Source organism: Faecalicoccus pleomorphus DSM 20574 (assembly GCF_000420345.1).
Classification (GTDB): domain Bacteria; phylum Bacillota_I; class Bacilli_A; order Erysipelotrichales; family Erysipelotrichaceae; genus Faecalicoccus; species Faecalicoccus pleomorphus.
On the sequence record NZ_ATUT01000021.1, the window covers coordinates 20905 to 31363 of the forward strand.

The window sequence follows — 10459 nt, forward strand, 5'->3', positions numbered from 1 at the left end:
CAATGAGTACAGAACTGCAAACCAAACAAATTAATTTTTTTTGATGTCGTTCATAACATTTCTCCGATTTCTTGCTTTGATAATTTTTCTATGATCTATAACCCCATAAATCTGTAACTCCATAAAAAGATAAAGATTCTTCCCTTTGCTGATTTGAATTAAGAGTTCCCATGATTATCACCGCTTTCATTTGGATTGTCTTTTTACAATTTCATTATAAGAAAAAAAGCAAAATTTTATAAGCCTTAAATATATTATTTTTATATGTTATACTGATAAAGTAGGATATTAGATTTTTAAAGAGGCTTGTTGCATTGTGCATCAAGCCTCTTTCATTTTATTCATTTTCTGTTTCTTCCTGTGAAGTCTCTGGGTTTTCTGCTTCTTGTGTTTGTAGAATCTGTTCGATTTGGTACTGCTTACCAAAAACACGCTGTACATATTCACTAAAACTTTGATTTTGTATTTCCTGCTCACTCATATAAGCACGTTCCCCAAAGATATCTTGTGTCTGCACTTCATTTCCATCATTGATTTCCGGCACACAAACCAGATAATACAGCGTTCTTGTCTGGTCCTTCCATGTAAAATCTAATCGACAAATCTGGATGATACGATCGGTTGCTTCCGAGGAGTAGGATTTCAAAAAAGCCGCATAAGTCACCTGTAAATTTTCTAATTTCCAATTTTCATCCTCATCGGTAGAATCATTCAGCGCTAGAATTTCCTGTGCGTGATTTTGAACATAATCCTGCCCGGCTTCTAAAACCTCTTCTAAATATGAAGAATCTATTTGTGATACATTCACATATCGGTCTTGTAAGCCCTCCACTGTCAACTCTGTCGTCGTATTGGTAATCTGATAATGATAGCGCTGTGCTAAATTCTCATCATAGGTCGCCGTAATCGTAACCACTTCACCATTGGATAAATCATGATTGGGACTCGCTTCAAAATCCACCGTATCTAAAAATTCCTGCATTCTCTGATTCAAATCATCTTTTCTGGCATTGACCTCTACTGTAGCCATACCGTTTTCTCCTGTATAGGAAACTTCAATGTTTTCGGTGATGTCAATTTCAACCGTGCGTAAGAAAAAGAAATAAGCCATACTGATGAGAATAGTTCCCATCGTGATGATTGATATAAAATAGATGACTTTATCTTTGATTTTTTCTTGTTCCATATGGATATTCTAATCGAAATACGATGCGTTTTCCAGTGCCTGCTCCACATATTCCAACATCGCCGTATCGCTTTGCAGTTCCAGAATTTCTTTGGCATCCTGCACGCAACATTCCATCATTGCCTGGTCTGTGTTTAAGTTGGCAAACAAGAAACCGGGAACACCACTTTGACGAAAGCCAAGCACATCGCCGGGACCGCGCGTTTTTAAATCGTATTCGGTAATGGAAAAACCATCCGTGTATTTCTCCAACATTTTTAATCGCTCTATGGCTGTTTCTTCTTTTGTCGGACTCAACAAATAGCAGTGCCCCTGCCTTGGACCTCGCGCCACTCTTCCTCGCAGCTGATGCAGCGTACTTAAACCAAAACGATGCGCATCATAAATCACCATCCATGTCGCATTGGGAACATCTATTCCAACTTCAATAACCGTGGTGCTGACAAGGATATCAATTTTGTGTTCGGCAAACTGCTGCATGGTTTCCTCTTTTTGAGCCGCGCTCATCTTTCCATGTAACAAGGCAATCGATACATCCTTTAATGTCTTCTTCATGCCCTCATAAATGGATTGCACACTGTGCAAAGAAGTTTCTTCATTTTCTTCAATAGATGGGCACACCACATACCCTTGCCATCCGTCTTTGATTCCCTGTAACAACTCTTTTAAGATGGGTTTCATGCTGGAACCGGGTACATACTGGGTCTTTACCGGTTTTCTTCCCGACGGCATGGTCTTGATATTGGATACATCCAAATCGCCAAACAGGAAATGAGCGGCCGTTCTTGGTATCGGGGTTGCTGACATCATCAAAAGATCGACGGCTTTTCCCTTTTCCAAAAGAGATCTTCGCTGACGTACGCCAAAACGCTGTTGTTCATCCACAATCACAAAGCCTAGATTTTTAAAGGAGACAGCTTCCTGAAACAAGGCATGCGTTCCTACCACCAACAAGATACTTCCATCAGCCAGCAATTCCAAAACCGTCTTTTTTTCTCTGGTACTTAAACCGGACACGTAAAGATGCACCGGTAATCCTTGTTTTTTTAGGTTTTCATAGTGCTGTCGTGCCAAAATCTCTGTAGGCGCCAAAAAACAAGACTGACAACCTGAAAGATAAGCGGCATAGAAAGCCGTGCTGGCCACCATGGTTTTTCCACAGCCGACATCGCCCTGTATGATACGAAACATGATCTTGGTACTGGATAAATCTTCCAATACATCATCGATAGCTTTTCTTTGATCTGGCGTGCATACATAGGGAAAGCTCTGTACAAATTCTTCCACTTTCTTCATCGAAAAATGCTTTGGTTTCTTACTGATTTGTACTTCTTCTTTATGTAAAGCCTGCATAACACATTGAAAGCGCAAAAACTCTTCATATTTCAAAGTGCGTATAGCTGCCTGTAAAGCCTTTTGGCTCTGTGGTTTATGAATCTGATGAAGAACGGTTGAAAGATCCAAAAGGCGATATTTTTTAACCAGTCGTTCCGGTACAACAGATTCTATCGTATCGGCATAAGGCAAAGCGGCATCGATAATGGCTTGTATATCCGATTGTTTCATTCCTTCGGTTAAAGAATACACCGGTATGATCCCTAACTGCTTTTCGATTGGTTTAAAATTGTATTGTGCTACTGTGACATTATTCTGTCCTTGATACGTCCCAAAACAAGTAATCTTTTTTCCATAGGTAAACTGCGTTGTCCATGGACGATTAAATAAAGTGATCGTTAATTCTTCATTCCAGCTGATGACTTTAAACTTTGTCATAGAGCGATTCTTGCCAAAGCGAACCACAACTGCCTTTGAACAAATCAAACCTTCAAAACAGACATTATCCTTTACTTTCCACAAAGAAAAAGGCACTGCCTGTCTGGAGTCATAACGAAGAGGATAGATACGAAGTACATCTTCCACCGTTTTCGCATTCATCTTTTGAAGAAAATCACTTCTTCTTTTTGTGAGTTTTAGTTTTTTTAGTTCCATGATCAATCCATGTCACTCCCACCTTTGATAAAAAATTACATTCCACTACAAGATAAAAAAGTCCGGTCAAAAATAAAACGAAAAGATTCATCAACATTGTCGTATTCAAGCCGGCCGAAGCCCACATCACAAAGGCAAACATCCAGGAGAACATCGGATTTCCAAAAACGAGGATGCTCGAAAGAATCGCATAGCCATCAAAGCCTTCCCCAATGGAAAAAATACCTCTTGTCAGCGTATCAATAAATAAAACCAACAGTAAGATCATACAGTATTGATTCCAGATAGATTTAAAGGAATGTAGAAACTTATCCTTGATATAATCTTTGATTTCTTTTGCGCCGGTGACGTTTTGTGCCAAAGCACTGTACATACATAGCTGCAAAGGCTGTGCCAGCACGATCAACAGCGCACATAATACTTGATAAGGAATCGATACATACCATTGATCCAATGCATAGACTACACTATGTAAAGGCGACAAAACACCTAATGTTATGATCAATAAAGCGGCTTCCACAACCAATATCGGCAATAAAACCTCTTTTGTCCGTTCAAATTTAACTTTCCAAACCTTGGTACAAATCCAGTATAAACCAACCGCGGAGGCCATTCCCAAAAGAATCGTATATACGATCAACAATAGAGAAGAGCCTAAAAAAATCGTTCCGTAAATATAAAATAAATTATAAAGAAAACTCAACAAGATGGCCCACCCCATAGGAGCCATTATGTTCTTAAAGGAAAAGCTAGGTTTTCTTTTCGTAAAAGTCTGCTTCATATCATTGCCTCCGTTTTACAGTGTAACAGAATCCTTGCCGATCCACAAAGCCTTTGAAGTCGGCGCATGACCAATCAAGGAAGTGTGATAAACCGGTATATTGAATTGCTTGCCCCAATCGATCAGCCATTCTCGATCTTGATTTTTATCCAACTCGCTAAACTGACCTAAAAGAAGAGAATCGATAGAAGAAAAAACATGCATCATTTCCAGCTGTGCCAGATATGAGCGAATCCGATAGCGATTGCCGGAATAGCTTTCTAAGAAAAGAGAACATCCTTCCAAATTTGGAAAATAATCTGTTCCGGCCAACTTTAAAAAACAACGAATATTTCCACCGATATAAGCTTGATCCGTATATGCGATCGAAAAATCTTTATTCGCCAAATTCAATACTTCCTGCATTGGCTCATGATGACGAACCTGAAACAACAATGTCTTCTTTTTGAGCCCCAGAGCATTTAATAAACAAGTCAGATCACTATATCCGCAAAATATACATGGACTCTTTTGATACGCCAAAAGATCAATATATGGAATGCATTCATTGGCAAGATCACCACCACTCACATCAAAGATAAAATCAAAATCTTCCTGAAACCACTGATTTAAATGCGCGGCTCTTGTCTTTCCATCGACATCTTCACTCAGATAGGACGTAATCTTAACCAAATGTCCTTCTTTTTCTAAAGCCTGACATACATTTTCAATCGATTCCGGATAAACCGGATTTGACAAACGGCATATTCCAATCTTACTAGGCATAGTGCTCTCCTTTACACTCTTTTTTAAGATGGTATAATGATACCATCTTAAAGACAGAAAACAAAGAAAGGGTATGAACATGGAAAAAATCGCAGTTGTGACAGATACCGGTTCCAATATGTCCTTTGAAGAAGGTGAACGTTTAGGAATTCATGTACTTCCTTTACAGATCACCTTCGGGCATACCGCTTATCAAGATTTAGAAGAAATAACGACCGAACAGATTTATCAAAGATTAAAGAACAAGGAGCTTCCTAAAACCAGCATGCCTGTTTATTCACGCATTGAAACTTTATTTAAAAAGCTTCAGGCCGATGGATATGATACAATCCTGGGAGTTCCATTAACGTCCGGTCTTTCCACTACAGCAGCTACTATGCAGAGTGTAGCACAGGAAATTGGCATTTCTTTTGTATTATTAGATTGTTTCAGCACTTGTCAGATACAGAAATATGTGGCCATTCAAGCTAAAAAATTGGTGAATGCACACAAATCGTCCAAAGAAATCTTGGAATGTCTGCAGCCAAAAATACAGAATGCGAATTCGATCATCCTGGTAAAAGATTTAGAGCATTTAAAACGTGGCGGTCGTTTAACCCCAATGGCTGCCAAACTGGCTTCTCTGTTAAAGATCTTCCCGATCTTACAGATCAATCAACAGACAAACGGAAAAATCGATGTCTTTTCAAAAGTACGCACCGAATCCAAAGCTTATCAGTTTGCACTTGAACAAGCCATTCAACAGATGAAGGATATTCAACATACAAAAGCTTTTTTGATTCATACGGAATATCAGGAAGGTGTTGATTTGATGAAAAAGACACTGTTAGAAGCCGGTATGCCGGAAGAAAACATTCAATTTGAAGTTATCAGTAGTGTCATTGCCGTACACACTGGTATGAAATGTACATGTTTGCAGTTTATAGAGGAGGTTTAGTTTATGAAAACAGTAACTATTTGCATAACAATGGAAAATGGAAAAGAGATCAAAGCTGAGCTTTATCCGGAAATTGCCCCAAAGACCGTAGAAAACTTTGTGAACCTAGTCAAAGATCACTTTTATGATGGTTTGATTTTCCATCGTGTAATTCCCGGATTTATGATTCAAGGTGGCGATCCATTAGGAACTGGCATGGGCGGTTCTAAAAAGAACATTCCCGGGGAGTTCCAATCTAACGGATTTGTCAATCCTTTAAAACATGAACGTGGTGTTCTTTCTATGGCCAGGGCTATGGACCCAAATTCCGCCAGCTCTCAGTTTTTCATCATGCATCAGGATGCTCCACATCTAGATGGACAATATGCCGCCTTTGGAAAAGTTTTAGATGGCATGGACGTGGTTGATGAAATTGCCAATACACCAACCAATTTCCAGGATCGTCCTTTAACTGAACAAAAAATGCAGTCTATCGTACTCATCGAGGAATAACATGAAAAAGGAAATTGATATCTTAAAGGAATCGCAAAAAGTCCTGTCCAAGTTAGATCAAGGTGTTCTTTTAACCACGAAATATAAAGAAAAGGTCAATACAATGACGATTGGCTGGGGTACGATCGGCATCGAGTGGGGTTTACCCATCTTTATAGCCTTTGTGCGTACAAGTCGATACACCAAAGAAATGTTAGATCGATCCAAAGAATTTACTATTAATGTTCCTGCCGATCAAGATGTCAAAAACATCATCGGTTATTGCGGTACTCGCAGTGGAAAAGATCACGATAAGATCAAAGAAATGAATCTAACCTTGGTTCCCGGTGAAACGGTTAATGTACCAGCTATCAAAGAACTGCCGCTGACTTTAGAATGTGAAGTCTTGTATAGCCAAAATCAGGAGCTCCACAAAATACCGGCAGAGCTTCAAAAGCGCTATTACCCACAAGATGTAGATTCTTCGGTTCCCGGAAGCAATCAGGATATTCATGTCATGTATATCGCTCACATAAAAAAAGCATATATTTTAGATTGATACAGCAGCTGTTTGTTTTGACAGCTGTTTTTGTTTGCAGGCTTTCAAATTCTATTTTTCAAAGATATGCCTTATTCGTCTTAAAATCCCTTAACTCTTTCCCATATCGTTTAAACTTATTATTAGCACAACCCTTCAATTCATTTAGTCTGTGGTTTTTATTTAGTAACCTCCTTCTCTACTCCCCAACACCTTATTCAAGCAAACATAATGCGAAAAAGGCATTGCCTGTGCAATGCCCCTAGTTCAAACCTAGATTTGATTTTCCTAACATACTATCTTTTTGATCATCTGTCATTTGAGACCACATTTCTTCAAGAACCATGTTCCAATTGATCGGAGCCAATTCATCTCGCTGTTCCTGTGCAATGATGGCCGACAACAAAGCAACAATATCTCTTTGTTTCAGATCATTACGCAAGATTGGCATGATACGTTGGTTCCCCATGCGAAATAAGGCAAGGATCATATCTACATCATCTTCCATGTCAGCTGCCAGATTCGTAATGGTAGAAATAACATCTTCCAACGCTTTTGTGGATTTGATCTTTTTTGTCTCTATCATAAATTTTCCCATCCTTTCTGTTATATATATACGTAAAAAATGGAAAACTTTATTAATTTGTTTTAAATTCTTTTAGTTTTTTATCTACAAACCGACTTAATCCAAAAACAACTGCGAATATAATCGGTATATTGATAAGCACATAAAGCTTTTGTATCCATGTCAACACCCCTAATTCAATACAAAACCAGGCCTGCAAAGATGGCACAATACAACAAACGATAAAGGCCGAGCACATTAAAATCACTAAAAGCATTCTTAATTTTGTCATCGGCTTACATACGGAAATTAACACACATAGCGCATTACATCCGGCAAGTAAAGTACACATCGTAGAGAATTGTGTATAAGTTAAATTTTGATGTCCTAAAACATCAAAACAATAGACACCAATAATAGCCAGCAAAATACAGAATGCACCCGGTAAAGCTTTGGAGAAAACAGTTCTTAAAAAGTGCCCCTGCACGCGTGTTGTATTCGGTTCCAGTGTCAGTACAAAGCTTGGAAGTCCTGTTGCCAATGAAGATATCAACGTCAATTGAATGGGTAAAAATGGATAGCTTTCCAATAAAAATAATGTCAGCAATGAACATCCTAATGAAAGCAATGTCTTAACTAAGAACAAAGAAGCCGTTCTTTGAATATTATTGATAACGCAACGTCCCTGATTCAAAATGGAAGGCAGGGCCGCAAACTGATCCTCCAACAATACTAAAGATGCGATGTTTTTTGTAGCTTCGGAACCAGACCCCATCGCAATGGAGCAGTCTGCTTCTTTTAGGGCCATAACATCATTGACACCATCACCGGTCATGGCTACCGTATGCCCTTGTTTCTTTAATTCCAGAATCATATCTCGTTTCTGTTCCGGTGTAACACGGCCAAATACAGAATATTCTCTTAATGCCAAATCGATATTCTGTACGGTATTCATATCAACCGCCAAGCTTTGCACCCCTGCTTTTTGTGCAATCGCCTGCACGGTATTGGCATCATCTCCAGAAATGATCTTGATATCGACCCCCTGCTTGTAGAAATAAGAAAGGATCGTCTGGATATCTTTTCGCAAAACATCCTGGATCAAAATCAAACCGATTGGTTCATGATCCCCCAATAAAGAATCTTGTACACTTTCTTTAGCCTTGCATAACGCTAAAACACGAATACCTCGTTTGGCGTATTGTTCAATTTTTTCCACAATCGATGCATCCGGCTGCTTCACGATAAAAGGATAAGCCCCTATGATATAACCTTCTTCTTCAAACAATACAGCACTTGCCTTACGAGAACTGGAAAAAGGTATGATCTGTTTAACCGGAACCACTTCAACCGGGCAATATTCACGAATAGCTAACGCTGTAGCATTTTCATCCTGTAGAGCACCAAACATTCTGGAAAGAATCGTTCGAATTTCATTTTGCGAATAATTTGATAATGATTCGATACCGGTCACTTTCATACTGCCTTCTGTTATCGTTCCGGTTTTATCAAGACATAGTGTGTCCACTCTTGCCAATGTCTCAATACAATAAAGCTCCTGCACCAGCACTTTCTGATTAGCCAGGCGCAAAGCCCCAATCGCAAGTGCAATACTTGTCAATATGACAAGCCCTTCCGGAATCATGCCTACAACAGCTGCAACCGTGCTTAAAATCGATGCATTCAAACTATATTGCGAGATGAAAAAAGACTTCAAAAACAACAAAATACCTGCCGGAAACAATATAATCGTACAAAAACGAATGATCGAATTGATCGAATCACGAAGCTGTGAAGGGTATTTCTTCTCTCTTTTCGCATGTTTCAAAATAGAGTGGACATATGTATCCTCCCCGACATGTACAGCCTGCATCTTGGCATGTCCTGCCTCCACATAACTTCCCGAATACAAGGTATCTCCTTGATTCTTATGGATCGCATCACTTTCTCCTGTCAACAGTGATTCATTGCATTCTACTTCACCAGAAACAAGGAAGCCATCCACACAAATCTGGTCACCGGCCTGCAGTAAAATCAAATCACTTTCCACAATTTCATCCACTGGGATTTTATCGACCTTTCCATCTCGTAAAACGTGTGCTTTTTGTTGATTCAACAATGCCAACGCATCCAACTTTTTCTTTGATCGAACCTCTTGAACGATTCCAATCAGAGCATTTCCAACCACAACGCCCATAAAGAGCATGTTGCGATAAGAACCTGTCAAAACAACCAAAAAAGCTAAGAAGACATTGATCGCATTAAACAAAGAAAAAATGTTTGCCTGTAAAATCTTTTTGTATGATTTTGAGCTTTGATCTTCTATTTTATTCGACTTCGCATTTAAGACCTGACTGGCACTTAAGCCTTTATCCATATCGGTTACTTTAATATCTTTTATGTCCATATTTCTAGTATAACAAAAAATACAGATTCAAATCTTAAAGAATTATTAACATTGTCCTGTGGTTTTTAACTTTTATTAATGATGACGTTCTTCCTTTTTTAAAAAGTTCTGGTCTTCAAAGTTCGTTTAAATAAGAATGCACAAAAATAAGGTATTTTTCAAAACCCTATGTTCTACGATGCGATTTTTATTCCTTTTTGACTATCAGGATATTGTTTACTTTGAATCAAGGTTTGCAAAAGTTTTGATGTTCCTTTCCTGGCTTTTACTTCAATCGGTATTAAATGATCAATCGTATGTACAAAAAAATAAGCGAGATTTAATGAAATGTTACACTTTTATGAGCCACTTTTAAACTTATTGATTACGGGTCAAAATAGAAATCAGCAAATGACTCTACTTACTTATTTAGTTTTTGCATAAGGGATTAATGATGTAACCGTATTCGGATATTTTTTTATTTCATCAATAAATAACGCTAAGTTCAACTAAAAAGTTGATGCAGAGAATTAAAAATGATGTTTTTAATTTTGATAGAGCGTAAGCACATTAATTGGCAACTCAAAAGAACATATGTCTTTTGTCACAAAGGAAACAGATCCTTTCATAGCCAACATATAAGCTTTTGTTTTTCTGGCTTCCGCCCTGATTTGGTATTTCATCTGTTTACGGAATACAAGCCAATCCAAATAGTGCTGAAGATGTCTTATGGAGACTCCATGATAATGCTTGATCATTTGTTTGAATTCCTGATGCAGCTGATTCACTTCGCCCAGACTGTTTCCATTCCGACTTGTATAGTTTTTTTGGTTCGGTTTAG

At 38.4% G+C, this 10459-nt stretch carries 9 protein-coding genes and 1 pseudogene; 3 read left to right on the plus strand and 7 right to left on the minus strand.

Annotated features, from left to right (window positions below):
* Positions 1–337: 337 nt before the first annotated feature.
* From G413_RS0108755 to G413_RS0108770, 4 genes are read right to left on the minus strand one after another with little or no spacing between them, the layout of a single operon-like run.
* Complete coding sequence (locus G413_RS0108755; protein ID WP_022790515.1) at positions 338–1186, minus strand: hypothetical protein; 849 nt, start codon at positions 1184–1186, stop codon at positions 338–340.
* Between the two features lie 9 nt (positions 1187–1195).
* Positions 1196–3175, minus strand: coding sequence for an ATP-dependent DNA helicase RecG (locus G413_RS0108760; protein WP_022790516.1), 1980 nt, complete (start codon positions 3173–3175; stop codon positions 1196–1198).
* Complete coding sequence (locus tag G413_RS0108765; protein WP_022790517.1) at positions 3135–3956, minus strand: hypothetical protein; 822 nt, start codon at positions 3954–3956, stop codon at positions 3135–3137. Before G413_RS0108765 ends, G413_RS0108760 begins: the two co-directional genes overlap by 41 nt.
* Before the next feature lie 15 nt (positions 3957–3971).
* Entirely contained in the window at positions 3972–4721 is a 750-nt protein-coding gene (locus G413_RS0108770) for an LD-carboxypeptidase (protein WP_022790518.1), read from the minus strand.
* 79 nt (positions 4722–4800) lie between these two features.
* Here G413_RS0108770 and G413_RS0108775 point away from each other — a divergent pair, with 79 nt between their 5' ends.
* Genes G413_RS0108775 through G413_RS0108785 form a run of 3 tightly spaced genes read left to right on the plus strand, consistent with a single transcriptional unit; the run spans position 4801 to position 6688 of the window.
* Positions 4801–5658 (plus strand): DegV family protein, encoded by an 858-nt coding sequence (locus G413_RS0108775; RefSeq protein ID WP_022790519.1) that lies wholly within the window; start codon positions 4801–4803, stop codon positions 5656–5658.
* Positions 5659–5661: 3 nt separating this feature from the next.
* Positions 5662–6150: a peptidylprolyl isomerase gene (locus tag G413_RS0108780; protein ID WP_022790520.1), complete on the plus strand. Its 489-nt coding sequence runs from the start codon at positions 5662–5664 to the stop codon at positions 6148–6150.
* Position 6151: 1 nt separating this feature from the next.
* Positions 6152–6688, plus strand: coding sequence for a flavin reductase family protein (locus tag G413_RS0108785; protein ID WP_022790521.1), 537 nt, complete (start codon positions 6152–6154; stop codon positions 6686–6688).
* A gap of 241 nt (positions 6689–6929) precedes the next feature.
* Here G413_RS0108785 and G413_RS0108790 read toward each other — a convergent pair whose 3' ends face one another.
* From G413_RS0108790 to G413_RS12205, 3 genes and pseudogenes are all read right to left on the minus strand, one after another.
* Complete coding sequence (locus G413_RS0108790) at positions 6930–7253, minus strand: hypothetical protein (protein ID WP_022790522.1); 324 nt, start codon at positions 7251–7253, stop codon at positions 6930–6932.
* Between the two features lie 52 nt (positions 7254–7305).
* Positions 7306–9639, minus strand: a complete 2334-nt coding sequence (locus tag G413_RS0108795; RefSeq protein WP_022790523.1) for an HAD-IC family P-type ATPase — start codon at positions 9637–9639, stop codon at positions 7306–7308.
* A 524-nt stretch (positions 9640–10163) separates the two neighbouring features.
* Positions 10164–10459, minus strand: a pseudogene (locus G413_RS12205) (hypothetical protein); the annotation flags it as partial.

Coding starts and splice junctions, on each gene's coding strand:
- G413_RS0108755 (WP_022790515.1), bottom strand. CDS start 1,186: ATGGAACAAGAAAAAATCAAAGATAAAGTCATCTATTTTATATCAATC.
- G413_RS0108760 (WP_022790516.1), bottom strand. CDS start 3,175: ATGGAACTAAAAAAACTAAAACTCACAAAAAGAAGAAGTGATTTTCTT.
- G413_RS0108765 (WP_022790517.1), bottom strand. CDS start 3,956: ATGAAGCAGACTTTTACGAAAAGAAAACCTAGCTTTTCCTTTAAGAAC.
- G413_RS0108770 (WP_022790518.1), bottom strand. CDS start 4,721: ATGCCTAGTAAGATTGGAATATGCCGTTTGTCAAATCCGGTTTATCCG.
- G413_RS0108775 (WP_022790519.1), top strand. CDS start 4,801: ATGGAAAAAATCGCAGTTGTGACAGATACCGGTTCCAATATGTCCTTT.
- G413_RS0108780 (WP_022790520.1), top strand. CDS start 5,662: ATGAAAACAGTAACTATTTGCATAACAATGGAAAATGGAAAAGAGATC.
- G413_RS0108785 (WP_022790521.1), top strand. CDS start 6,152: ATGAAAAAGGAAATTGATATCTTAAAGGAATCGCAAAAAGTCCTGTCC.
- G413_RS0108790 (WP_022790522.1), bottom strand. CDS start 7,253: ATGATAGAGACAAAAAAGATCAAATCCACAAAAGCGTTGGAAGATGTT.
- G413_RS0108795 (WP_022790523.1), bottom strand. CDS start 9,639: ATGGACATAAAAGATATTAAAGTAACCGATATGGATAAAGGCTTAAGT.